Origin of the sequence: Streptomyces sp. NPDC102406 (genome assembly GCF_044765725.1) — a bacterium.
Taxonomy (GTDB): domain Bacteria; phylum Actinomycetota; class Actinomycetes; order Streptomycetales; family Streptomycetaceae; genus Streptomyces.
In genome coordinates, this window is record NZ_JBIWKP010000003.1 from 277,573 (window position 1) to 301,698 (window position 24,126).

At 73.4% G+C, this 24,126-nt stretch carries 20 protein-coding genes; 3 read left to right on the top strand and 17 right to left on the bottom strand.

Annotated elements, in window-relative coordinates; translation table 11 throughout:
- Positions 1-3 precede the first annotated feature (3 nt).
- The 5 genes from ACIRF8_RS14860 to ACIRF8_RS14880 all read right to left on the bottom strand — a co-directional run bounded on the left by ACIRF8_RS14860 (position 4) and on the right by ACIRF8_RS14880 (position 6,523).
- Positions 4-2,136: a 3-hydroxyacyl-CoA dehydrogenase NAD-binding domain-containing protein gene (locus ACIRF8_RS14860; RefSeq protein WP_404214716.1), complete on the bottom strand. Its 2,133-nt coding sequence runs from the start codon at positions 2,134-2,136 to the stop codon at positions 4-6.
- Positions 2,133-3,359 carry a thiolase family protein gene (locus ACIRF8_RS14865; RefSeq protein ID WP_404214718.1) on the bottom strand — a complete coding sequence of 409 codons (1,227 nt, stop codon included), beginning with the start codon at positions 3,357-3,359 and terminating at the stop codon, positions 2,133-2,135. The genes ACIRF8_RS14860 and ACIRF8_RS14865 overlap by 4 nt, the downstream gene beginning before the upstream one ends.
- A gap of 200 nt (positions 3,360-3,559) precedes the next feature.
- On the bottom strand, positions 3,560-4,834 hold the full coding sequence (locus tag ACIRF8_RS14870) for an HRDC domain-containing protein (RefSeq protein ID WP_404214720.1): 1,275 nt from the start codon (positions 4,832-4,834) through the stop codon (positions 3,560-3,562).
- 108 nt (positions 4,835-4,942) lie between these two features.
- Positions 4,943-5,605: a response regulator transcription factor gene (locus ACIRF8_RS14875; RefSeq protein ID WP_353945341.1), complete on the bottom strand. Its 663-nt coding sequence runs from the start codon at positions 5,603-5,605 to the stop codon at positions 4,943-4,945.
- 252 nt (positions 5,606-5,857) lie between these two features.
- Positions 5,858-6,523 carry a DUF3000 domain-containing protein gene (locus ACIRF8_RS14880; protein WP_404214722.1) on the bottom strand — a complete coding sequence of 222 codons (666 nt, stop codon included), beginning with the start codon at positions 6,521-6,523 and terminating at the stop codon, positions 5,858-5,860.
- 210 nt (positions 6,524-6,733) lie between these two features.
- Between ACIRF8_RS14880 and hemE the strand changes: the two genes are divergently transcribed.
- Entirely contained in the window at positions 6,734-7,813 is a 1,080-nt protein-coding gene (gene hemE / locus ACIRF8_RS14885) for a uroporphyrinogen decarboxylase (RefSeq protein ID WP_404214724.1), read from the top strand.
- Positions 7,814-7,839: 26 nt separating this feature from the next.
- On the opposite strand, the gene ACIRF8_RS14890 is transcribed toward hemE, so the two are convergent.
- Positions 7,840-9,231, bottom strand: a complete 1,392-nt coding sequence (locus ACIRF8_RS14890; protein WP_404214726.1) for an FAD-dependent oxidoreductase — start codon at positions 9,229-9,231, stop codon at positions 7,840-7,842.
- 17 nt (positions 9,232-9,248) lie between these two features.
- Entirely contained in the window at positions 9,249-10,235 is a 987-nt protein-coding gene (locus ACIRF8_RS14895; protein ID WP_404214728.1) for a DUF4349 domain-containing protein, read from the bottom strand.
- A 146-nt stretch (positions 10,236-10,381) separates the two neighbouring features.
- On the opposite strand from ACIRF8_RS14895, the gene hemG reads away from it, so the two are divergent.
- Both hemG and hemQ read left to right on the top strand, forming a co-directional pair.
- Positions 10,382-11,890 carry a protoporphyrinogen oxidase gene (hemG, locus tag ACIRF8_RS14900; RefSeq protein WP_404214730.1) on the top strand — a complete coding sequence of 503 codons (1,509 nt, stop codon included), beginning with the start codon at positions 10,382-10,384 and terminating at the stop codon, positions 11,888-11,890.
- 5 nt (positions 11,891-11,895) lie between these two features.
- The gene (hemQ, locus tag ACIRF8_RS14905) at positions 11,896-12,627 is read left to right on the top strand and encodes a hydrogen peroxide-dependent heme synthase (RefSeq protein ID WP_404214732.1); all 732 of its coding nucleotides are present in this window, start codon (positions 11,896-11,898) and stop codon (positions 12,625-12,627) included.
- A gap of 198 nt (positions 12,628-12,825) precedes the next feature.
- Here the strand turns inward: hemQ and ACIRF8_RS14910 are convergent, their stop codons facing one another.
- The 10 genes from ACIRF8_RS14910 to zapE all read right to left on the bottom strand — a co-directional run bounded on the left by ACIRF8_RS14910 (position 12,826) and on the right by zapE (position 24,121).
- Positions 12,826-14,409, bottom strand: coding sequence for an alpha/beta hydrolase (locus tag ACIRF8_RS14910; protein ID WP_404214734.1), 1,584 nt, complete (start codon positions 14,407-14,409; stop codon positions 12,826-12,828).
- A 134-nt stretch (positions 14,410-14,543) separates the two neighbouring features.
- A complete protein-coding gene (locus ACIRF8_RS14915) occupies positions 14,544-15,308 on the bottom strand; it encodes a TIGR04222 domain-containing membrane protein (protein ID WP_404214736.1) in 765 nt (254 codons plus the stop codon).
- A 105-nt stretch (positions 15,309-15,413) separates the two neighbouring features.
- Entirely contained in the window at positions 15,414-16,196 is a 783-nt protein-coding gene (locus tag ACIRF8_RS14920; protein WP_404214738.1) for a DUF4142 domain-containing protein, read from the bottom strand.
- 166 nt (positions 16,197-16,362) lie between these two features.
- Entirely contained in the window at positions 16,363-17,679 is a 1,317-nt protein-coding gene (locus ACIRF8_RS14925; protein ID WP_404214740.1) for a DUF692 domain-containing protein, read from the bottom strand.
- An 853-nt stretch (positions 17,680-18,532) separates the two neighbouring features.
- Positions 18,533-19,303 (bottom strand): aminoacyl-tRNA hydrolase, encoded by a 771-nt coding sequence (locus ACIRF8_RS14930; protein WP_404214742.1) that lies wholly within the window; start codon positions 19,301-19,303, stop codon positions 18,533-18,535.
- Positions 19,304-19,389: 86 nt separating this feature from the next.
- The gene (locus tag ACIRF8_RS14935; RefSeq protein WP_404214744.1) at positions 19,390-19,539 is read right to left on the bottom strand and encodes a hypothetical protein; all 150 of its coding nucleotides are present in this window, start codon (positions 19,537-19,539) and stop codon (positions 19,390-19,392) included.
- 16 nt (positions 19,540-19,555) lie between these two features.
- Complete coding sequence (locus tag ACIRF8_RS14940; RefSeq protein WP_404214746.1) at positions 19,556-20,425, bottom strand: polysaccharide deacetylase family protein; 870 nt, start codon at positions 20,423-20,425, stop codon at positions 19,556-19,558.
- A 44-nt stretch (positions 20,426-20,469) separates the two neighbouring features.
- A complete protein-coding gene (locus ACIRF8_RS14945; RefSeq protein WP_404214748.1) occupies positions 20,470-21,378 on the bottom strand; it encodes an ABC transporter substrate-binding protein in 909 nt (302 codons plus the stop codon).
- Between the two features lie 112 nt (positions 21,379-21,490).
- Positions 21,491-22,867: a PhoX family protein gene (locus ACIRF8_RS14950; RefSeq protein ID WP_404214750.1), complete on the bottom strand. Its 1,377-nt coding sequence runs from the start codon at positions 22,865-22,867 to the stop codon at positions 21,491-21,493.
- A 138-nt stretch (positions 22,868-23,005) separates the two neighbouring features.
- Positions 23,006-24,121, bottom strand: coding sequence for a cell division protein ZapE (gene zapE / locus ACIRF8_RS14955; protein ID WP_404214752.1), 1,116 nt, complete (start codon positions 24,119-24,121; stop codon positions 23,006-23,008).
- Between the last annotated feature and the right edge of the window lie 5 nt (positions 24,122-24,126).

The window sequence follows — 24,126 nt, forward strand, 5'->3', positions numbered from 1 at the left end:
CGCTTACGCGGGCACGCTCGCGACGCCCGCCTCCAGGAACCGCTTGCCGTTCACCCGCTCCGAGACGCCCTCGCGGTCCAGGTACGGCGTGATGCCGCCCAGGTGGAAGGGCCAGCCGGCGCCCGTGATCAGGCACAGGTCGATGTCCTGGGCCTCGGCGACGACGCCCTCGTCGAGCATGAGCCCGATCTCCTGGGCGACGGCGTCGAGCACACGGTCGCGGACCTGCTCCTCGGTCAGGACGACATCGCCCTGCTTGAGGAGCGCGGCGACCTCGGGGTCCAGCTCCGGCTTGCCGGAATCGTAGACGTAGAAGCCGCGCTTGCCCGCCTTGACGACGGCCGCGAGGTTCGGGGAGACGGTGAAGCGCTCCGGGAAGGCGCGGTTCAGGGTCTCCGAGACGTGCAGACCGATGGCCGGGCCGACCAGCTCCAGGAGGACCAGCGGCGACATCGGCAGTCCGAGCGGCTCGACGGCCTTCTCGGCGACCTCGACGGGGGTGCCCTCGTCGATGACGTTCTGGATCTCGCCCATGAAGCGGGTCAGGATGCGGTTCACGACGAACGCCGGGGCGTCCTTCACGAGCACCGCGGTCTTCTTCAGCTTCTTGGCGACGCCGAACGCCGTGGCCAGCGCCGCGTCGTCGGTCTTCTCACCGCGCACGATCTCCAGGAGCGGGAGGATCGCGACCGGGTTGAAGAAGTGGAAGCCGACGACCCGCTCGGGGTGCTTCAGCTTCGACGCCATCTCGGAGACCGACAGCGAGGAGGTGTTGGTGGCGAGGATCGCGTGCGCCGGGGCGACCGCCTCGACCTCGGCGAACACCTGCTGCTTGACGCCGATCTCCTCGAAGACGGCCTCGATGATGAAGTCCGCGTCGGAGAAGCCCTCCGCCTTGTCGAGCACGCCGGAGACGAGGCCCTTGAGACGGTTGGCCTTGTCCTGGTTGACGCGGCCCTTGCCGAGCAGCTTGTCGATCTCGGCGTGGACGTAGCCCACACCCTTGTCGACGCGCTCCTGGTCGATGTCGGTCAGGACGACCGGCACCTCCAGGCGGCGCAGGAACAGCAGGGCGAGCTGCGAGGCCATCAGGCCCGCGCCCACGACGCCGACCTTGGTGACCGGGCGCGCGAGCGACTTGTCGGGCGCGCCCGCGGGCCGCTTGGCGCGCTTCTGCACCAGGTTGAACGAGTAGATACCGGCGCGCAGTTCGCCGCCCATGATGAGGTCGGCGAGCGCCGTGTCCTCGGCGTCGAACCCGGCCTGGAGGTCCCCGCTCTTCGCGGCGGCGATGATCTCGAGCGCGCGGTACGCGGCCGGGGCCGCCCCGTGCACCTTGGAGTCGGCGATGAACCGGCCGCGCGCGACGGCCTGGTCCCAGGCCTCGCCACGGTCGACGTCGGGCCGCTCGACCTTGACGTCACCCTTGAGCACCTGGGCGGTCCAGAGCAGCGACTGCTCCAGGAAGTCGGCGCCCTCGAAGATCGCGTCGGCGATGCCGAGCTCGAAGACCTGCTTGCCCTTGAGCTGCTTGTTCTGGTTGAGCGAGTTCTCGATGATCACCGAGACCGCGCGGTCCGCGCCGATCAGGTTCGGCAGCAGCGCGCAGCCGCCCCAGCCGGGGACCAGACCGAGGAAGACCTCGGGCAGCGAGAAGGCGGGCAGCGCCTTCGACACGGTGCGGTACGAGCAGTGCAGACCGACCTCGACGCCACCGCCCATGGCGGCACCGTTGTAGTACGCGAACGTCGGCACGGCGAGGCCCGAGAGGCGCTTGAAGACCTCGTGGCCGCCCTTGCCGATGGCCAGCGCGTCATCGTGGTTCTTCAGCAGCTCGACACCCTTGAGGTCGGCGCCGACCGCGAAGATGAACGGCTTGCCGGTGATGCCGACACCGACGATGTCGCCCGCCGCGGCCTCGGCCTCGACCTGGTCGATCGCGGTGTTCAGGTTCGCCAGCGAGCCCGGGCCGAAGGTGGTCGGCTTGGTGTGGTCGAAGCCGTTGTCCAGCGTGATCAGCGCGAACCGGCCCGCCCCGTACGGGAGGTCGAGGTGGCGTACGTGCGCGGAGGTGACGACCTCGCCGGGGAACAGCTCGGCGGCACCCTTCAGGAGCTCAGCGGTGGTGGTGCTCACTTGTCGCCTCCGGCGTCCTTGTGGTGCGGGTTCTCCCAGATCACCGTGGCGCCCATGCCGAAGCCGACGCACATGGTGGTGAGGCCGTAACGGACCTCCGGCTGCTCCTCGAACTGACGGGCGAGCTGCGTCATCAGACGCACACCCGAGGAGGCCAGCGGGTGGCCGAACGCGATGGCGCCGCCGTACTGGTTGACGCGGGCGTCGTCGTCGGCGATGCCGTAGTGGTCCAGGAACGCGAGGACCTGGACGGCGAACGCCTCGTTGATCTCGAAGAGGTTGATGTCCTCGATGGCGAGGCCCGCCTTGGCGAGCGCCTTCTCCGTGGCCGGGATCGGGCCGTAGCCCATGACCTCCGGCTCGACGCCCGCGAAGGCGTAGGAGACGAGGCGCATCTTGACCGGCAGGTCGTGCTCGCGGGCGAACTCCTCGCTCGCGATGATCGACGCGGTGGCGCCGTCGTTCAGACCCGCGGCGTTGCCTGCCGTGACGCGGCCGTGCGTACGGAACGGCGTCTTGAGCCCGGCGAGGTTCTCCAGCGTCGTGCCCGGCCGCATCGGCTCGTCAGCGGTCACGAGCCCCCAACCGGTCTCGCCCACCTCGGCGTTGGTGTTGCGCACCGAGATCGGGACGAGGTCCTGCTGGATCTTGCCGTTCGCGTACGCCTTCGCCGCCTTCTCCTGCGAGCGCACGGCGTACTCGTCGGCGCGCCGCTTGGTGATGTGCGGGTAGCGGTCGTGCAGGTTCTCGGCGGTCATGCCCATGAACAGGGCGGACTCGTCGACCAGCTTCTCGCTGACGAAGCGGGGGTTCGGGTCGACGCCCTCACCCATGGGGTGGCGGCCCATGTGCTCGACACCACCGGCGATGACGGCGTCGTACGCGCCGAACGCGACGGAGCCCGCGGCGGTCGTGACGGCCGTGAGCGCACCGGCGCACATGCGGTCGATGGAGTAGCCCGGGACGGACTGCGGCAGCCCCGCGAGGATGCCCGCCGTGCGGCCCAGCGTCAGGCCCTGGTCACCGATCTGGGTGGTCGCGGCGATGGCGACCTCGTCGATCTTGGCCGGGTCCAGGTTCGGGTTGCGGCGCAGCAGCTCCCTGATGGCCTTCACGACCAGGTCGTCGGCCCGGGTCTCGTGGTAGATGCCCTTCGGGCCCGCCTTGCCGAACGGGGTGCGGACGCCGTCGACGAAGACGACGTCCCTGACGGTACGAGGCACGATGGCTCTCCTCCAAGATGCGGGACGGCACTGCCACGGCGCGCGGCTGAGCGCGCGCTCATGCCCTCATGCTACTTGCGAGTAACCATGCTGCCCAGCCCCCCGGGCCGGAGCGGCGAACGTCACATCGCCGGGTGCGGGCCGGTGGGGGCGCGGGGAACGCGCGCTCAGCCCCTTACCGGCCCGCGGACAGCCAACCCCTACGCCCGGGACGCCAGCGCCGCGACCAGTACGGGAGTGACCTGCTCCACCTGCCAGCGCCGCGCCCCGTGCGAGGTGAGCGCCGCCGCCACGGACTCCGGGTCGACGACCGACGGCGGCTCCCAGCAGACCCGCCGCACGGTGTCGGGCGTGATCAGGTTCTCCTGCGGCATGTTCAACGTGTCGGCCAGCGTCGACACCGCGGCCCGCGCCGCGGACAGCCGGGCCGCCGCCGCCGGGTCCTTGTCCGCCCAGGCCCGGGGCGGCGGCGGTCCGGCGATCTGCTGCCCGGGCTGCGGCAGCTCCGCCTCCGGCAACTCCCTGGCCCGGTCCACGGCGGCCTGCCACTGCTCCAGTTGGCGTCGGCCCATGCGGTGCCCGAAGCCGGGGAGCGCGGCCAGCGCGTGCACGTTGGGCGGCAGGGCGAGCGCGGCCTCGACGATCGCCGTGTCACCGAGGACCTTGCCCGGCGACACGTCACGGCGCTGCGCGACCCGGTCCCGCGCGGTCCACAGTTCACGGACCACGGCCATCTGCCGGCGCCTGCGCACCTTGTGCATGCCGGACGTCCGCCGCCAGGGGTCCTTGCGCGGCGGCGCGGGCGGCGCGGAGGCGATCGCCTCGAACTCCTGGCGGGCCCAGTCGAGCTTGCCCTGCCGGTCGAGCTCCTTCTCCAGGGCGTCGCGCAGATCGACGAGCAGCTCCACGTCGAGGGCCGCGTAGCGCAGCCAGGGCTCGGGCAGGGGCCGCGTGGACCAGTCGACCGCCGAGTGGCCCTTCTCCAGGACGAAGCCCAGCACGTTCTCGACCATCGCGCCGAGGCCGACGCGCGGGAATCCGGCGAGCCGTCCGGCCAGTTCCGTGTCGAACAGCTCGACGGGCACCATGCCTATTTCGCGCAGGCAGGGCAGGTCCTGAGTGGCCGCGTGCAGCACCCACTCGGCGTCCTCGACGGCCGCGCCGAGACCGGAGAGGTCCGGACAGGCGACGGGATCGATGAGCGCGCTGCCCGCGCCCTCGCGGCGCAACTGCACCAGATAGGCGCGCTGTCCGTAGCGATAACCGGAAGCGCGCTCGGCGTCGACGGCGACAGGTCCGGTGCCCGCGGCGAAGGCCGCGACCACCTGCGCGAGCGCGGCCTCGTCGGCGATCACCGGCGGAATGCCCTCGCGCGGTTCGAGCAGGGGGATCGGCGCCGTCTCGACGTCGTCCGGAGGGGCGCCTCCGGTGGTGCGCAGTGAACTGTCTGCTGCGGTCTCTTGGGCGTCGGTCACCTGTCAAGGGTATCTGTGAACGGACGGCGCCCGTCGACGGAACGTTCCGTCGACGGGCGCTGAAGGTGTGTGAACCGGAAAGATCCGGCCAGGTTGTGACAGGTCGGTTCAGTGGATGATTCCGGTGCGCAGGGCGACCGCCACCATCCCGGCACGGTCGCCCGTGCCGAGCTTGCGGGCGATCCGGGCGAGGTGGCTCTTGACGGTCAGGGCGGACAGGCCCATCGAGACGCCGATGGCCTTGTTCGACTGGCCCTCGGCGACGAGGCGGAGCACCTCCACCTCGCGGCCGGACAGTTCGCGGTAGCCGCCCGGGTGGCTCGGGGCACCCGGGGGGCGGCGGTGCATACGGGCGGCGGCGGACCCGATGGGGGCGGCGCCGGGACGGGTGGGGAGTCCTACGTTCGTGCGGGTGCCGGTGACGACATAGCCCTTGACGCCGCCCGCGAGGGCGTTGCGCACGGCACCGATGTCGTCGGCGGCGGAGAGGGCGAGGCCATTGGGCCAGCCCGCGGCTCGGGTTTCGGAGAGGAGCGTCAGGCCGGATCCGTCGGGGAGGTGGACGTCGGCTACGCAGATGTCGCGGGGGTTGCCGATGCGGGGACGAGCCTCCGCGACGGACGAGGCCTCGATCACGTCGCGAACACCGAGCGCCCACAGATGGCGGGTGACGGTGGAGCGGACGCGCGGGTCGGCCACGACCACCATGGCGGTCGGCTTGTTCGGGCGGTAGGCGACCAGGCTTGAGGGCTGCTCGAGGAGAACGGACACCAGGCCTCCTGGGGTGCGGGACGGAGCCGGCTCGGGGGTGAAGCCGGGACGAACCGTGCTTTCAAGGTCACAGAGGTCTTCGGCAGTAAACCCGCCCGCCTTTAGAGAAAGATCACGATTTGGTGAGTAACAATCCACGCAATTCAGACACAGTATCGATCATCCGAAGATCAAACCGAATCGAAACGAGTAACGGCCGCGTCGGACATGCGCCGACGCGGCCGAAAACAGACCCTCCGTGATAGTGCGGGATCAGGCGGGGCGGGGTCCCCGGCGCTGCGGCAGGGACACCACAGCGCTGTCCGAACCGATCTGACCGCTCGGGCCGTTCACCCCCACCACCGGGGGCAGACCCGCGACCTGACACAACAACTCGCACCACGCGGCGAGATGCGCGGCCGTGTCCGGGATGCCGCCAGGCCCCTCGCGCGGCGTCCAGGACGCGCGAATCTCGATCTGCGAGGCGGGAGGCCGGTCCCCGATCCCGCCGAAATAGTGCGAACCGGCGCGGGTGACCGTGCCGGAGGGCTCCCCGTACCCGAGACCGCGCGCCGCCAGCGCACCCGTCAGCCACGACCAGCAGACGTCGGGGAGCAGCGGATCGGCGGCCATCTCGGCCTCCAGCTCCGCGCGCACCAGCGTCACCAGACGGAACGTGCCGTGCCACGCCTCGTGCCCGGCCGGGTCGTGCAGCAGGACCAGGCGCCCGTCGGCCAGGACGTCGTCGTCGGGGTCGGCGGCGACCGCGTCGACGACCGTGGCCTCCAGCGCGTAGGAGAAGGGGGCCAGGCGCTGCGGCGGGCGCGTGGGGTCGATCTCGATCTCAGGTCGCAGCCGCGCGGACCGCAGGGCGTCGACCGCCGTACGGAAGGCCAGGGGGGTGGACGGAGCCGTCTCGTCCTCTTGTGCAGCGTTCATGTCCCGAGCGTTCTGCCCCTCCCGCACCGATTCACTCATCCCGTCCGAGTCGCCCGACTCTTCCGGGCTGTCCGACCGTCGTCCCAGAGCCGCAGCCATGCCGGGAAGGTTAAGGGGAACGAGCGCCGCGCGCAGGCAAGGACACCCGGCACCGCCGCCGTTCTCCTGTCGCTTCTCCTGTCGCCCGGGGGCCGTGCGAGACTTTCCGGTGTGAGTGCCAACACCGAGGCCACGGGCCAGCAGCCGTCAGCGACGCACGACGCCGTCAAGGATTCCGCCTTCCTCAGGGCGTGCAGGCGCGAGCCCGTGCCGCACACGCCGGTGTGGTTCATGCGGCAGGCGGGGCGCTCGCTGCCCGAGTACCTCAAGGTCCGCGAAGGCATCCCGATGCTGGAGTCGTGCATGCGGCCCGAACTGGTCGCCGAGATCACGATGCAGCCGGTGCGCCGCCACAAGGTCGACGCCGCGATCTACTTCAGCGACATCGTCGTGCCGCTCAAGGCCATCGGTGTCGACCTCGACATCAAGCCCGGGGTGGGCCCGGTCATCGCGCAGCCGATCCGTACCCGCGCCGACCTGGACCGGCTGCGGGACCTGACCCCGCAGGACGTCTGGTACGTCACCGAGGCCATGGGCCTGCTGACCGCCGAACTCGGCGCGACACCGCTCATCGGCTTCGCGGGCGCCCCGTTCACCCTCGCCAGCTACCTCGTCGAGGGCGGCCCGTCGCGCAACCACGAGCACACCAAGGCGCTCATGTACGGCGACCCGCAGCTCTGGGCCGACCTGCTCGACCGGCTCGCCGACATCACCTCCGCCTTCCTCACGGTGCAGATCGAGGCGGGCGCGAGCGCCGTGCAGCTCTTCGACTCCTGGGTCGGCGCGCTCTCCCCGGCCGACTACCGGCGCTCCGTCATGCCCGCCTCGCAGAAGGTCTTCCGGGCCGTCGAGTCGTACGGCGTGCCGCGCATCCACTTCGGTGTCGGCACCGGTGAACTGCTCGGGCTCATGGGCGAGGCCGGCGCGGACGTCGTCGGCGTCGACTGGCGCGTGCCGCTCGACGAGGCCACCCGCCGTGTCGGCCCCGGCAAGGCGCTCCAGGGCAACCTCGACCCGGCGGTGCTCTTCGCCACGACCGAGGCCGTCGAGACGAAGGCCCGCGAGGTGCTCGACGCGGCGGCCGGCCTGGAGGGCCACGTCTTCAACCTCGGGCACGGCGTCCCGCCGAACACCGACCCGGACGCGCTCACCCGCCTCGTCGAGTACGTCCACACGCAGACCGCGCGCTAGCCGGCGCCTCCTCGGGGCGGCCGTGCCTAACCGGCCGCCCTGACCGCCGTCACCGCCTTGCGGGCCGCGACCAGCACCGGATCCCACACCGGTGAGAACGGCGGCGCGTACCCCAGGTCCAGGGCCGTCATCTGTTCCACCGTCATCCCGGCGGTCAGCGCGACCGCCGCCACGTCGACCCGCTTCGCGGCGCCCTCGCGCCCCACGATCTGTACGCCGAGCAGCTTCCCGGTGCGCCGCTCGGCGATCATCTTCACCGTCATGGGGGCCGCGTCCGGGTAGTAGCCCGCCCGGCTCGTCGACTCGACGGTCACCGCCACGAAGCGCAGCCCGGCGCGGAGCGCGTCCTTCTCGCGCAGCCCGGTGCGGGCGATCTCCAGGTCGCACACCTTGCTCACGGCCGTGCCCACGACACCGGGGAAGGTGGCGTAACCGCCGCCCACGTTCGACCCGATGACCTGCCCGTGCTTGTTCGCGTGCGTGCCGAGCGCGATGTGCCGCTCGCTGCCCGAGACCAGGTCGAGGACCTCGACGCAGTCGCCGCCCGCCCAGATGTTCTCGTGGCCGCGCACCCGCATCGCCAAGTCGGTCAGCAGGCCGCCGTGTTCACCCAGCGGCAGACCGGCGTCCCGGGCGAGCGTCGTCTCCGGGCGTACGCCGAGGCCCAGCACCACGACGTCCGCCGGGTACTCGGCGTCCTCGGTCGCGACGGCCCGTACCCGCCCGTCGTCCGTGGTGAGGATCTTCGTCACCTCGGCCTCGTCGACGAGCGTGATGCCCATGCCCGTCATCGCCTCGTGCACCAGGCGCCCCATGTCCGGGTCGAGCGTCGACATCGGCTCGGGGCCGCGGTTGACGACGGTCACCTCGTACCCGCGGTGCAGCAGCGCCTCGGCCATCTCCACCCCGATGTACCCGGCGCCGACCACGACGGCCCTGCGCCCCTGCGTCGCCCGCAGGGTGTCGAGCAGCGCCTGCCCGTCACCGAGCGTCTGCACGCCGTGCACCCCGGCCGCGTCCATCCCGGGCAGGTCGGGCCGCGTCGGCCGGGCCCCCGTCGCGATCACGAGCTTGTCGTACGCGACCCAGGACTCGTCGCCGCCGTCCAGGGCGCGGGCCCGCACCCGCTGCCCCGCCACGTCGATCGACACGGCCTCGGTGCGGGTCCGCAGGTCGATGGCGCGCGCCCGGTGCTCCTCGGGCGTCCGCGCGATCAGCTCGTCCCGCTCACCGACCTGGCCGCCCACCCAGTAGGGGATGCCGCACGCCGAGTACGAGGTGAAGTCCCCGCGTTCGAAGGCGACGATCTCCAACTCGTCCGGGCCGCGCAGCCGCCGCGCCTGTGACGCGGCGGACATGCCCGTCGCGTCACCGCCGATGACCACGAGCCGTTCCCGTGCAGAGGTATCAGTGCTCATGCGCCCCACGCTAGTCGTCAGTCCTGTTCCCCGGTCCCGCTCGTGGGCGCGGACCTCGGGTGCGCGGGCAGCGGCCCCGGCACCGTCGCGACGGGCTCGCTCCCGCCGCGCCGCGGCAGCCGGGGGCGTACCCACCGCAGCCACAGGAACACCAGCAGCGCCGCCACCGCCGCGAACGGCAGCACGGCCGCGAGCGCCATCGCCAGCCACTTCAGCACCGTCACGAAAGCGGCCCAGCCGCCCGACAGCGCGTCGAGGAAGCCCGGGTCGTCGCCGCCGGTGCCGGCCTTCGCGGGGGTCTCGGACAGACTGAGGGTGATCGTCGCGAGCGTCGTCCGGTCCTTCAGCGACGCCTGCTGGGCGAGCAGCGCCTCCAGTGCGGACTGGCGGCTGCTCAACTCCCCCTCCAGGGTCACCACATCGCTCAACTTGGTGGCCCGGTCCATCAGTTCGCGCACCCGCGCCACGCTCGCCCGCTGCGACGCGATCCGGCTGTCCACGTCGACGACCTGATCGGTGACGTCCTTCGCCGTCACGTGGCGCTCCACCAGGCGCCCGGTGCCCGAGAGCCGGTCGAGCACGTCCTCGTACGCGTCCTGCGGCACCCGCAGCGTGATCCGTGAGCGCTCGCGGCCGTCCTCGTCCCGGCCCGTCGTCTCGTCGCCGACGATGCCGCCCGCGTCCTCGGCGACCCTGCGCGCCTTGTCGAGCGCGTCCGGCACGTCCTTGACGCGGACGGAGAGGGTGGCCGTGCGGATGATGTGGACGTCCGTGGGCTTCGGCGCCCTCGTGGTCCCCGACGCCTTCCCGCCGCCCTTCCCGCTGTCGGCCGCCCCGCCCGCCTCCCGCGGCGCCCTGACGTCCGCGACGCTCTTGTCCTGGTCCCCGCCGCTGTCGTCGTCCGCGGCCGAGCAGCCCGCGAGCGCGAGCACCGCGGTCAGCGACAGCGCGGCCAGTAGCCGCGCCCGCCGCGTTCGTGGACGCGTACGGGTGGTGACAGGCATATGCATCGTCGTACTCCTGGAGACGTGTCGGTCATCGGTCGCTCCTTCGACGCGCGAATAGGCCGTCCGGTGGTAGCCGGGCGGCCTCGAACCGGTCACGGTCGGGACTCGTCGGCCACGGCGCCGGGTTCTGAGAGAGTGGGGGCATGCGCGAAACGGACACAGGTACGGGTACGGGAACGGCACGGGACCGCAGAGTCCTCGTCATCGGCGGCGGCATCGCGGGCCTCGCGGCAGCGCACCGACTGCTCGACGACCCCACCGGGGCCGGCCGGGTCGAGGTGACCGTCCTGGAGGCGTCCGACCGGCTCGGCGGCAAACTGCGCGCGGGCGAGATCGCCGGCGCCCGCGTCGACCTCGGCGCCGAGTCGATGCTCGCGCGCCGCCCCGAAGCGGTGGGCCTGGCCCGTGAGGTGGGCCTCGCGGACCGGCTTCAGCCGCCGTCCACCGCGACCGCCTCGCTCTGGACCCGCTCCACCCTGCGCCCCATGCCCAAGGGCCACGTCATGGGCGTCCCCGGCACCGTCGACGCGCTCGCCGGGGTCCTCTCCGAGGAGGGCCTGCGGCGCGTCGCGCAGGACGACGACCTGCCGCCCACCGAGATCGGCGACGACATCGCCGTCGGCGAGTACGTCGCGGCCCGTCTCGGCCGCGAGGTCGTCGACCGGCTCGTCGAACCGCTCCTCGGCGGCGTCTACGCGGGCGACGCCTACCGCATCTCCCTGCGCAGCGCGGTGCCCCAGTTGTTCGAGGAGGCCCGCCGCCACCCGACCCTGACGGCCGCGGTCCGCGCGATCCAGGCCCGCACCGCGGACAACCCGCAGGTGGGCCCCGTGTTCATGGGCATCGAGGGCGGCATCGGCACCCTCCCGGCCGCGGTGGCCGACGCGGTGCGCGCGAAGGGCGGCACGATCGTGACGGGGGAGCGGGCCAGCACCCTGCGGGCGAACGGGACGCCCTCGGCCGCCGAGCCCGTCTGGCGGGTGGTCACCGAACAGGGCCGCACGTACGCCGCGGACCAGGTCGTCGTCGCCCTGCCCGCGCCCGCGGCGGCGAGCCTGCTGCGCACCGCGTCCCCCATGGCCTCGCAGGAACTCCGCGGCATCGAGTACGCCTCGATGGCCCTGATCACGATGGCGTTTCGCGCGAGCGAGACCCGCTTCCCCGAGGGCAGCGGCTTCCTCGTCCCGCCCGTCGACGGCCACACCATCAAGGCCGCCACGTTCGCCTCCCGCAAGTGGGGCTGGATCGGCGCCGAGAACCCGGACCTCTTCGTCGTACGCACCTCGGTCGGCCGCTACGGCGACGAGAAGGACCTCGCCCGTGACGACGCCGAACTCATCGAGGCATCCCGCCACGACCTGGGCGCGGCCACCGGACTGAGTGCGGCCCCCGTCGCGGCCCACGTGACGCGCTGGCAGGACGGCCTGCCCCAGTACCCCGTCGGCCACAGCGCGCGCGTGGCCCGCGTCCGCGAACACCTCGCGCACCTGCCCGGCCTCACCGTCTGCGGAGCGGCGTACGACGGCGTCGGCATCCCCGCCTGCATCGCCGGCGCGTACGCCGCCGTCGACGAGCTGCGCGGCGACCACCGCGTCCGCGCGGACCTGAAGGCGAACCCGGTGCAGAGCCTGCACGGCGGCGCAGGAGAATAAGGGACATGAGCGACGACACCCCTACCACCGACCCGGCGCGGATCCCGAACAAGGGCAAGCTGGCCAAGGACCTCAACGAGGTCATCCGCTACACCCTCTGGTCGGTCTTCAAGCTGAAGGACGTACTGCCGCAGGACCGGGCCGGCTTCGCCGACGAGGTCCAGGAGCTGTTCGACCAGCTCGCCGCCAAGGACGTGACCGTCCGCGGCACCTACGACGTCTCCGGGCTGCGCGCCGACGCCGATCTCATGATCTGGTGGCACGCGGAGACCGCCGACGAGCTCCAGGAGGCGTACAACCTCTTCCGCCGCACGAAGCTGGGCCGCGCCCTCGAACCGGTGTGGTCGAACATGGCGCTGCACCGCCCCGCCGAGTTCAACCGCTCGCACATCCCGGCGTTCCTCGCCGACGAGACGCCTCGCAACTATGTGAGCGTCTACCCCTTCGTGCGCTCCTACGACTGGTACCTGCTGCCCGACGAAGAGCGCCGCACGATGCTCGCCGACCACGGCAAGATGGCGCGCGGCTACCCGGACGTGCGCGCCAACACGGTCGCCTCGTTCTCGCTCGGCGACTACGAGTGGATCCTCGCCTTCGAGGCCGACGAGCTGTACCGCATCGTCGACCTCATGCGTCACCTGCGCGCCTCCGAGGCCCGTCGGCACGTGCGCGAGGAGGTCCCGTTCTACACGGGCCGCCGCAAGAGCGTGGCCGAACTGGTGGCGGGGCTCGCCTAGGGCGTGTTGCGAAAGTCCCGTCGTTCGCCCGGAGGGCGGGCCTCGCGGCGTCTGGTGCGTGCTCTCGGCGTGCCGGGTGGGAGCCCTTGTACTGGACGTACTAGGGCTTTCGCCCGGTGCGGCGAGAGTGCGTGCCAGGCGTCGTGGGGCAGGCGGGACTTTCGCAACACGCCCTAGTTCACCCGGGGCCGGGCGGGCTCACTTGCGCATCGGCGTGGGCTCCGGATGCGGGGCACACGCCGATGCGCGCCGCCCCGGCACCTTCCCGGCCAGCAGATACGCGTCCAGGTGCCGGTTCACGCACGCGTTGGCGCCGCCCGCGACGCCGTGCGTGCCCGCGCCCCACTCCGTGACCAGCGCCGACCCGGCGAGTCGCCGGTTCAGTTCCCGCGCGCCCTCGTACGGTGTCGCCGCGTCCCGCTCGGCGGCCAGGATCAGCGTGGGCGGCAGCGCGCCCGGCGCCGTCCGCACGTCGACCGGTTGCTGCCGCGGCGCGGACCAGTACGCGCACGGCAGGTTCATCCACGTGTTGCCCCAGGTCTCGAACGGGGCGACGCGCGCGAGCCGGGTGGCGTCGCGGTCCCAGGTGCGCCAGTCCGTCGGCCAGGGCGCGTCGTTGCACTCGACCGCCGTGTAGACCGCGTTGCTGTTCTCAGCCGCTGCGGAGGTCCGCCCGCTCGGCGCGGCCTGGCCGATCAGCGGTTTCGGATCGCCCTTCAGATACGCCGAGAGCGCCTGGGCCCGCATCGGCCAGTAGTCGTCGAAGTACCCGGCCTGGAGGAACGCGGACTGCAACTGGCCGGGGCCGACCTTGCCCCCGGCCGGCTCGCGCGCCAGCTCCGCCCGCACCCGCTCGTAGGCCCCTTGCACCTCCTCGGGTGTCGTCCCCAGGCCGTACGCGGCGTCGTGCCTCGCAACCCACGCCCGGAAGTCGGCCCAGCGGCGCTCGAAGGCGGCCGACTGCTCCAGGTTGGAGGCGTACCAGATCCGGTCCGGGTCCGGGTCGACCGCCGAGTCGAAGACCATGCGCCGCACATGGGAGGGGAACAGGTGCGCGTACACGGCCCCGATGTACGTCCCGTACGAGGCGCCCAGGAAGGTCAGCCGCCTCTCGCCGAGCGCGGCCCGCAGCACGTCGAGGTCGCGGGCGTTGTTCAGGGTCGTGTAGTGCCGCAGTCCGGGGTTGCGCGTCGCGCAGCCCCGCGCGTACGCCTTCGCCTGCGCGACGCGTTGCCTCTTGTACGCCTCCGAGGGGTGCGTCGGCGCCTGGGTCGGTCCCTTCCCCGCCTTCTTCGGGTCCTGGCAGGACAGCGGCGCCGACCGGCCGACGCCGCGCGGCGCGTAGCCGACGAGGTCGTACGCGGCGGCGATGCGCTTCCACGCGGGCACGGCGCGGACCAGTGGGAAGTACATGCCGTTGCCGCCGGGCCCGCCCGGGTTGAAGACGAGCGCACCCTGCCGGGCCGCCTTGCCCCCGGCCTGCTTGCCGGACGCCTTGACCCGGCTGACGGTCAGCTTGATCTGTCGCCCGCGCGGCTGGGCGTAGTCCAGCGGGACGGACACGGTGCCGCAGACGACCGGGGCCGGCAGGTGCTCCACGGCGGGGCAGGCGCCGAAGCGGATCCCGGTGGTGGCGGCGCGCCGCACGGCGACGGCGGTGCCCGCCGTCTCCGGTGCGCCGGGCCCCGAGGGAGCGGCGCTCGCGCCGCCCGCCGGGGCGGTCGTGAGGACGGAAAGGATCAGCGTGCCCGCGGCGGCGTAGCGGACGGATGCTGCTCTCATGGCTCGGACGCGTCCCTTTCGTTCCCCCCGAACCGGTACGGCTCGCGGTCACAAGGGATCCTTGGGGCGGTGGGGGCGGATGTAAAGCACCCGCTCGCCGTGGCGGGGCGACGATCTTCCCGCGCCGCCCCGGCTCACCGGCCCGTGCCGCTGCGGCCCCCGGCGAACGCGGCCCGCAGCGTCGGGTCGTCCACCGCCCGCACCCCGCGCACGGCCACCGCGAGGAGGCTGCCCGTGCCCGGCGGCAGCGCGGCGAGCAGGCGCTGACCCGCGGGCGCCGCCCAGCGCGTGTACGGGTGGATCTCCACACGGGCCAGGGCCAGGCAGCCCAGCGTCAGCAGCAGCGGCAGCGCGAACCAGAGGGCCACCGGCAGCTCCTGCTCGACCGGCTGCCCCGGCATCAGCACGGCGACCGCGCCGAGCGCGACCACGGCGACGGCCGCGGCCCGCACCTGGCGCACCGCGCCCGCCATGGTCGTCCTGGCCGAGTCCGGGACCGCGAGACCGGCCGCGACCAGCCGCTCGGCCAGCGCGCGGACGGCGTCGCCGGTGGCCGTGGCCGCCCGCAGCGGCGCGATTGGCGCCTGCCCCTCGGGTCCGATGGCGCCGATCACGGAACGCTCCATGTCGTCGTCGCCCACGGGGTCGACGACGGTGGCCCACCCGGTGTGCGCGAGCAGCAGCCTGCTGCTCCTGGCCATCGACACGAGCGTCACGTCGGCGACCCGGGCGGGTCCGCCCGCCAGGAACGCCGTCTCGTACAGCGACAGCTCGTGCCGGGGGTGCGGGGAGTCCGCGAGGCGCTCGGCGTCGGCGGCGCGCGCGGCCGCGAGGCAGAGCCGCCCGCAGGACACGCCCGCGAAGCCGCAGGCGAGAACGAGGAACAGGACCCAGAACATGCGGTGTTTCTACGACACGCGTTCGGGCAGGCGCTACGGCGCGTTCAGCATGCGGACACAGTGTTATCGGTACGCGACGTTCCGTTTCCGGTGCCGGGGTGCGGCTCAGGTTCTGGGGCGGGACGCCGCGGGCGGCAGGGTCAGGGTGGGGGACGGGGTGACCGGTGTCGCCGACCCCGGTGACGTGGTCGGTCCCGGCGGGGCGGCGGAGCGCGTCACGGGCGGCGGGCTCGCCGTCGCCGCGTTGCGCGCGAGCGCGTCGAAGTCGACGAGACCGGTCGCCTCCAGGACCTTGATGTGGTCGAGGACCGTGGTGTTGGCGTCGTCGGCGAGCCCCCGCACGAGCGAGTTGCGCGTCGAGGCGCGCACCTGGGCCACCAGCGCGAACACCTGGCCGTGGGCGCGGCGCAGGACGTTGGCGAACAGGCGCTCGTACTCCTCGCCCTTCGCCGCCGTCAACGCCCGCAGCCAGCCCTGCTGCTGGGCGTTGGGCTGGTTCGGCAGCTCCAGGTCGAGGCGGGCCGCGACCTCGCGCACCCGGGCGTCCAGGAACGTGTGCCCCTCGACGAGGTGTTCGCCGGCCGTCTCGACGGCCTTGCTCGGCGCCCGCTCCTCGGCCTGCTGCCCGGCGGGCATCTCCCACAGTCCGGCGAGGCGGACCTTGGTGACGAAGACGCGGTCGGTGGCCGACAGCGGCCCGAATCTGGTCGGCACGCTCTGGGCGTCGAGCGTGTCCAGGCCGGTCCCCGAGCGGTCGGCGTACGACCAGACCGGGAAGACGAGGGCCGCGAGCGTCGCCATGAGCGCGGTGACGATGAGCACGGTGCCGTTGACGCGGACGCCGCCGGACGATCCGGTGAACGACCCGCTGGATGAGAGCAGTCGCATGGTGCCTCCTGGTGCGGCACCGCACGCTAGTGCGCCCCGGGCGCGGGGTGCCGGGCATCAGCGGGGACTACGCCGACGACCGTACGCCGCGCGGGGGTGGTGCGGCGCGCGCGCCCCGCACGATGGAGGGCGCGGCGCCCACGAGACGACGGCCGCCCGCGACCGGTCAGCCCCGGCGCAGCGCGAACCTGGCCGCCCGCAGGGCCCTGGCCACCGGGCGTCCGGTCAGCGGCGCGGGCCCCGACCGCTCCAGCCACCAGTCCGTCAACCGCCGCCGCGCGGACGCGTCCTGGACCCGCTGCCCGAGCAACTGGTCCTCGGCGAAGTCGAGCGCGTCGCGCCGGTACCCGGCCGTCATGGGCTGTCGCTGGGCGTACGCGAGGAACGCCGCGCGATACCCGGAGGCACCCAGGATCGCGGGCAGTTCCGGCGCCACCTTCGCCACCACGTCGGCCCGCTTTCCCGCCAGGGCCCGGCTCTGCACGGCGAGCCGCGCGCGGTCGAACCCCTCCGGCACCGGGGTGCCCGCGACGAGGGCGGAGAGCAGGGCGGCCTGGGCGAGCGCGACCCGTCCGCGCACCGGTTCCCCGGCCGGCGTGTCCGGCCCCGGGGCCGAGGGGGCCGGGTGGTGGACGGCCGACGCGGGCGCGGCGGCGGCGACCGTCTCGCGGACGGCCGCGACCTCCCGCTCCAACTCCCGCTCGTCCTCGGGGAAGTTCTCGTCCCGCTCCAGCAGGACGCCCGGCGGACGCACCCGCGACGCCAGTTCGGCGAGGATGTCGAGGACGGCCCGCGGCACCGGGTGGGCATGGCTGTCGTGCCAGACGCCGTCGCGTTCGACGCCGCCCGCGACATGGACGTACGCGATCGCCTCGACCGGCAGCTCGTCCAGCGCCTTGGCCGGGTCCTCGCCGCGGTTCACATGGTTGGTGTGCAGGTTCGCCACGTCGATCAGCAGCCGTACGCCGGTGCGCTCCACCAGCTCGTAAAGGAACTGACCCTCGGTCATCTCCTCGCCGGGCCAGCCGAACAGCGCCGCGATGTTCTCCACGGCCAGCGGTACCGGCAGCGCGTCCTGCGCGATGCGGACGTTCTCGCACAGCACGTCGAGCGCGTCGCGGGTGCGCGGCACCGGCAGCAGGTGCCCGGCCTCCAGGAGCGGTGACGCCGTACGTTCACCGCCCGCCCGTACGAACGCGATGTGCTCGGTGACCAGCGGTGCGTCCAGTGCCTCCGCGCGCGCGGCCAGCTCCGCGAGCCGGTGCTCGTCCGGACGCTCCGCCCCGCCCAGACCGAGCGAGACGCCGTGCGGCACGACGGTGACGCCCCGCGCGCGCAGCCGCAGCAGGCTCTCGGGCAGATGACCCGGGCACAGGTTCTCTGCGACGGCCTCCACCCAGTCGATGCCGGGCATGGCCTCGACGATGCCGGCGATCTCGGGCCGCCAGCCGATCCCCGTCCCCAACTGTCCCGACCGCCGCATGGACGTCCCCCTCCTGCGCCGTGCCGGTCGCCACGGCGTGCTGGTGTCATGGCCCCGGCGGGCCCCGCTGAACCCAGGAGGGGAAACCTTCAGAGCTACATTTGAGGTTCGCCACCCGGCCATCGGCCGGGGTCGCGCCCCAGCAGCGCCAGCATCCGCTGAAAGCCCGCCCTGTCCGCCCTGTCTGACCTGTCTGGACCGTCCGGCCCCGCCGCGCCACCTCGACCGGCGGCGCGAACGCGGCACCGGGGCCACGCGCGTCCGGGCCCGTCGGCACCCGCCGGGCGACCGCGAGGGCGGCGCCCACCACGGGCGCGGACAGCCGGACGCGGGCGCCGAGGGTCACGGCGACGTCCCAGGCGTGGACGACGTGGTCCACCGGATGGAACCCGACCGCGACCCTGCCGTCCACCGTGTTCCCCGCCTGTGCCCTGGCTCCATGATGCGGTACGGAGAAGAGGCCGCCGCCGGCGGCTGAGCCGGCATCGGCGGCGGCCAGTGAGCACGAGAGGGTGCGTCTCCCCGGCGCGGTTCACGTGCTCACCGCCCTCACCGCTCCGCGAGCGTGCGGGATGCGCCCCGGTGGCGGGGAGGACGAGGGGCCGGGACGAGCGTCGGCGAGAACGACCCGGCCGCATGTGGTGCGCTGTGCGCGCTGCGATCCCGGGGTCTCGGGGCGTGAGCCATGGCGTCCGAGTGGAAAGCGCTCGGACGCTCCGATGCTAGGCCGCCGCGCGCCCGGTCGCCAGGGTTCGGGCCCGGCCACTTTCGCCCCCGAGCGCCGACCCGGGCACGCCAGGTGGAGACGGGGTCGAGGAGGCGGCCGGGACGGTTTCCGGCCCCCTGGGGGGAGTCATGCCCTGCCGAGCCCCGAGAGCAGGCCGCCCTCGCGTGCCCCCTCGGCCACCACCGTGCACGACCCCGGCGCGATCTCCGTGAACCCGGCGTCCCGCACCACCGGCAGCCCGGCCCGCGTCAGCGGCTCCCAGCGGGCCCGCTCGGCGACCCGTACCGACAGCGGGAAGCCCGCCTCGCGCCACTCCTTGCGCTCCGCGTCGGACAGCTCCCACCAGGCGAGCTGGGCGCCGTGACCGGCCTGCGCCATGGCCTTGCCCGCCGTCATGTCGAGGTCCGGGTTGAGCCACAGCACCGGGGCGGCCGGGTCGGGGGCGGGCGGCGGCTCGGGGTCGTCGAGGTCCGTGCCGGACACCTGGAGCTTCGCCAGGTCCTTGGGCCAGCCGTCGAGCGGGACCGGCGGGAAGACCCGCACCTCGGCGCCGCCGTGCCCGGTGACCGTGATGCCGTCCAGGCCCTCCGCCCGGCGCCACTCCGCGCCGCGGGCCCGCCGCACCACCTTGCGGATCCGGGCGTCCTGCCAGTCCCGCACGGCCTGTGCCCACTCCCCGTCGCCGAGGGAACGCTCGTCGCAGAGGAGGACCAGCACCGCGCGGGCCGCCGCCTCCAGGGCGTCCGTGCGGGCCGGCGGCGCGGCGCGCTCGATGCGCACCACGAGCGGCAGTACGTACTGCGGTGCCTCGTCGCGCGCCGTGCGCTCGTCACGGAACGGGCTGTCGGAAGCCGGGGGCGCGGCGGGCTGGGGCAGGGCGGAGTCGTCGCTGGTCACGCCCTCCAGTCTGCCACCGGCCGCATCGGTTCCCACGCCCTCTTCGTCCTGCCGCCGACCGTCGACCGCCGACCGCTGGACGCGCCCTAGCCGGAACAGGCCGCCCGCTGCGCCTCCTGCCACTCGCACACCGGACACAGCGTCGAGCCCTCGGTGGACTCCGGGTACTCGGTGGGCTCGCGGCACAGCACGCACTCGGCGACCTCGGTCCCGGCGCCGTCCTGGGTGTTCTCCATGGTCACCAGCGTACGGTCACGCCTTCGGGGCCGCCGCGAGCAGTTCGGAGACCCGGACGAACCGGAACCCCTTCGCGCGGAGCGCCGGGACCACGGCGCGCACCACGCGTTCCGTCGTCGGCGCCGCGCTGCGGGTGCAGTGCATGACGACGACCGAGCCGGGGCGCACCCCGTCGAGCACCTGCCGCGTCACCGCGCCCGCGTCCGTCGCGAAGGCGTCGCCGCTCACCACGTCCCACTGCACGGCGGTGACACCGGTCGGGGCGAGGGCCCGCAGCGCCCGGCGGTCGTAACAGCCGCCGGGGAAGCGGAAGTACGGGACGACGTGCCGGACCCCCGCCGCGCGGAACGCGGTGAACGCCCGCTCGACGTCCGCGCGCATCCGCCCGGCCGGCACGGTGGGCAGGCCGTAGCAGTCGCCGGTGAAGGCGTAATGGCTGTAGGAGTGGTTGGCGATCTCGAAGAGTGGGTCGCCGCCGATGTCCCGGGCCTCGGCCGGGTACTGCTCGGCCCAGCGCCCGGTCATGAAGACGGTGGCCGGTACCCGCAGCGCGCGGAGCGCGGCGATGAGCCGGGGATGGTCGAAGCGCTCACCGGCGGCGGCGCGCGCGCCCTGCCCCGCGGTCATGTCGGCGTCGAAGGTGAGCGCGACCGTGCGCTCCTTCGACCGGGCGCCGGTGAAGACGGGGACGAGGCCCGCGGGGCCCGGGGCGAGCGTCGGCGGCCCGCTCGGCGCCACGGTCGTCGGGCTCGCGGCGGGCCGGGTCGTGCGTCCCGGGTGCGCGGGCCCGGTGCCGCCGCCCGAGCAGGCGACGGCACCGAGCACGAGAGCGCCGAGAGTGCCGAGGGCGCGGGGGAGCGCGGTACGACGGAGGGTGCTGATCACCCGGTGACGATAACTCCGTAAATGGGATTAATCGGGTAAATGCGTCACCGGTCGTGCCCGTGGCCGGAGCGAGGCCCCCGCCCCCGCAGCGCCCCCGCCACCTCGTCGAAGAACGCCGCGTGCGTCGCCGCGCTGGCCGCGATCTCTGGGTTCCACGGCAGCACCACGGCCCGCTCCGCCACCGCCGCCCACCGCGGGTCCCCCGCGTACTGCTCCCGCGGGGCCGCGTTGGCGCGGGCGTCGACCAGCACCACGTCGGGCGCCAGTTCGGCGGCGGCGGCCCAGGGCCCGGTGTGCCAGTTGGCGCCGGGTCCCTCGGGCGGCTCCACCATGCGCACCCCGATCCCCGCGAGCGCGCTCAGGTCCGGCCACTTCCCGGGCCGGGCGAGATGCACCTGGTCCGGCCCGCCGGGGGACAGGGCCAGTACCCGGACCGCCCCGGCCGCCTCGGCGTCGGCCGCGAGTTCCCGCTCCGCCCGCGTCAGTTCCGTCAGCGCCTCGGGTCCTTCCGCCGCCCCGAGCGAACGCCCCAGCTCCGCGAACCGCTCCCGCACGGCGGTGAGTCCGCGCCCCTGGCCCACGTCGAGGACGGCGAGCGGGACATGCTCCTCCAGGTGTTTGGCCACGTCCGGTTCGACCCCGTACACCTGGCCGCCGCCGTACGTCAGCGCCACCACGAGGTCCGGCCGCACCGCGAGCACGTCGTCGAGCCCGAGGCCCGACCCCGCCCCGAGGTAGGCGACCTCGTCGAGCGGCAGCCCCCCGGACTTGGCGCGGTCGGGTCTGTCCCCGTCGTGGTGGGAGCCGAAGACGCCCACAGGACGTATCCCCAGGTCCCACAGGCTCGCACCGGCCTGTATGTACGCGACGATCCGCTCCGGCGCCTCTGGCGCGACGGCGACGTGCCCCCGGTCGTCGGTGAACTCCCATGCGGTGATCGGCCGTTCGTCCATGCCCGGACCCTGCCCAGGCCGTGCGCGCACCACGCCGCCCGAAACCGGTCAGGGTGGCAGGAAGCCGTCGCCCCGGGGCCGGTGCGGGCGGCGCGGTGGGCTCAGGGGCGCGTCACTTGTGCCAGGGACCCGTGACGGCGAACGTCGTGCCCGGCGTGTAGCAGTTCACGTACATGGTGGAGTGGTCCGGGGAGAAGGTGACGCCCGCGAACTCGCCCCACGCGGGGTCCTGTGCCGTCCCGATGTTCTGGCGCCCGCGCGCCATCGCGTACACCTCGCCCTTCCTCGTCACGCCGAAGACGTGCTGCGCGCCCTCGCCGTCCTCGCACACCATCAGGCCGCCGCTCGGGGCGAGGCAGATGTTGTCGGGCTCCTCGCCGGGCAGTTGGACGTCGGTGGCGGGGCCGAAGACGATGACGAGCGTGAGGCGGCGCGCGGCGGGGTCGTAGCGCCAGATCTGCCCGAAGTGGTCGGCGGCGGACCCGTCCCGGCTCCGCGCGAACGACGACACGAAGTACACGCAGGAGCCGCCCCAGTAGCACCCCTCCAGCTTCTGGGCGTGGGTGATGCCCTTGGGGCCGAAGTCCTGGTTGCGGATGGCGGTCTGCCGGGCGAGCGGATCCGGTACGTCGACCCACTCGATGCCCGTGAAGCTCGCCCCTGTCTCCTGCACCACCGACAGGTCGGGCACCCCGGGCACCCGCATCGCCTGGAGCGTGCCGCCCGCGCGCAGCGATCCGAGGCCGCCGCGCGGCTTCTCGGGCAGGAACCGGTAGAACAGCCCGAAGGGTTTGTCGAACGCGTCCTCGGTCTCGTACACGACACCGCGTCGCGGATCGACGGCGATGGCCTCGTGCTGGAAGCGGCCCATGGCGGTGAGCGGCACGGCGCCCGAGCGGCGCGGGTCGACCGGGTCGACCTCGAAGATGAAGCCGTGGTCCTTGGTGTAGCCGTTCGTGCCGGCCCGGTCCTCGGTCTCCTCGCAGGTCAGCCAGGTACCCCACGGGGTGGGCCCACCGGCGCAGTTGACGGCCGTACCGGCGATGGCGACCCGTTCGGACAACACGTTGTTGTGCCGGTCCACGGTGAGCGCCGTACAGCCGCCCTTGCCCATCGGGTCGTAGGTGAGTCCGTCGACGGTCGGCACGGCGATCTTGCCGGTGACGCGGTTCTCGTGGTTGCGCACGAGGTGGACGCGGCCCTGTCTGCCGGCGAAGGCGGCCATGCCGTCGTGGTTGCTGGGCACCTGCCCCTCGCCGGAGCGCAGGGGGTCGCCCTCGCGCGAGAGGACCTTGTAGCGGAAACCTTTCGGCAGATCGAGGAGGCCGGCCGGGTCGGGCACCAGGGGGCCGTAACCGGCACGTCCCTGGGCGGCGGCGGAACCGGCGAACAGCTCGGACAGGGACCCGGCGAAGGCGATGCCCGCCCCCAACGCGCCGGTACGGGCGAGCACTTGACGTCGTGTTGCGGACAGCCGTGTATCGGACATGGGGCAACCTCCTGCTGGCGGACAGGAACTGTGACCCGGTGTGTCTATCACGCACTCCGCGCGCCGTGAACCACGCGCGTAGCAACGGCGGGGCGCACTGGTTACTCGTGTCGTCCTGCGCGTCCCCCGACGCGGCGGCTACGCCTGGACGAGGCCCTTGGCGTCCCGCGCGAGGGCGGTGAGCCGGGAGATCGCCCGGAAGTACTTCTTCCGGTAGCCGCCGTTCAGCATCTCCTCGCTGAACAGGCGGTCGAACGGCTGTCCGGACGCGAGGACCGGTATCTCCCGGTCGTAGAGCCGGTCGGCGAGCACCACGAGCCGCAGGGCGGTGGACTGGTCGGGAACGGCGGAGACCTCCGTCAGGCAGACCGCCGTCAGATCGTCCGTCAGCGCGCCGTACCGGCTGGGGTGCACCCGCGCCAGGTGCTCCAACAGGTGCGGGAAGTCGTCGAGCGAGGCGCCCTCGGTGGCGTACGCGGCCTTGGTGACCTGCTCCTCGGAGAAGGGCGCGGGCGCCTCGGGCAGGCCCCGGTGCCGGTAGTCCTCGCCGTCGATGCGCAGCGGCTGGAAGTGCGCGGACAGCCCCTGGATCTCGCGCAGGAAGTCCGCGGCGGCGAACCGGCCCTCGCCGAGCTTGCCGGGCAGCGTGTTCGAGGTGGCGGCCAGCGCGACGCCCGCCTCGACCAGCTTGCCGAGCAGCGTGGAGACCAGGACGGTGTCGCCCGGGTCGTCGAGCTCGAACTCGTCGATGCAGAGCAGCCGGTGCTCGCTCAGCGTGCGCACCGTCTGCTGGAAGCCGAGGGCGCCGACCAGGTTCGTGAGCTCGACGAAGGTGCCGAACGCCTTGCGCTCGGGCGCGGCCGGGGTGGCGTGCCACAGGGAGGCGAGGAGGTGGGTCTTGCCGACGCCGTACCCGCCGTCGAGGTACACGCCGCGCGGCCCGGCCGGGGCGGCTGCCTTCCTTCCGAAGCCGAACAGGCCCCGCTTCCGGCCCGCGCCCGCGGCGTGCGCCCCGCCGAGCCCGGCGGCGAACGAGCTCAGCACCTGCACGGCCCGCGTCTGGCTCGGCTGGTTCGGATCGGGGATGTACGTGTCGAAGCGGGCGGAGCTGAACCGCGGCGGCGGCACCATCTCGGCGACCAGGCGCTCCGCGGGGACATGCGGCTCACGGGCGCACAGGGACTGGGGCGCCGCGTCGGCTATGGGGCTGATGCCGGACGAGCGGGAGCCGGGGGCTTCGGTGGAGGACGACACAGTTC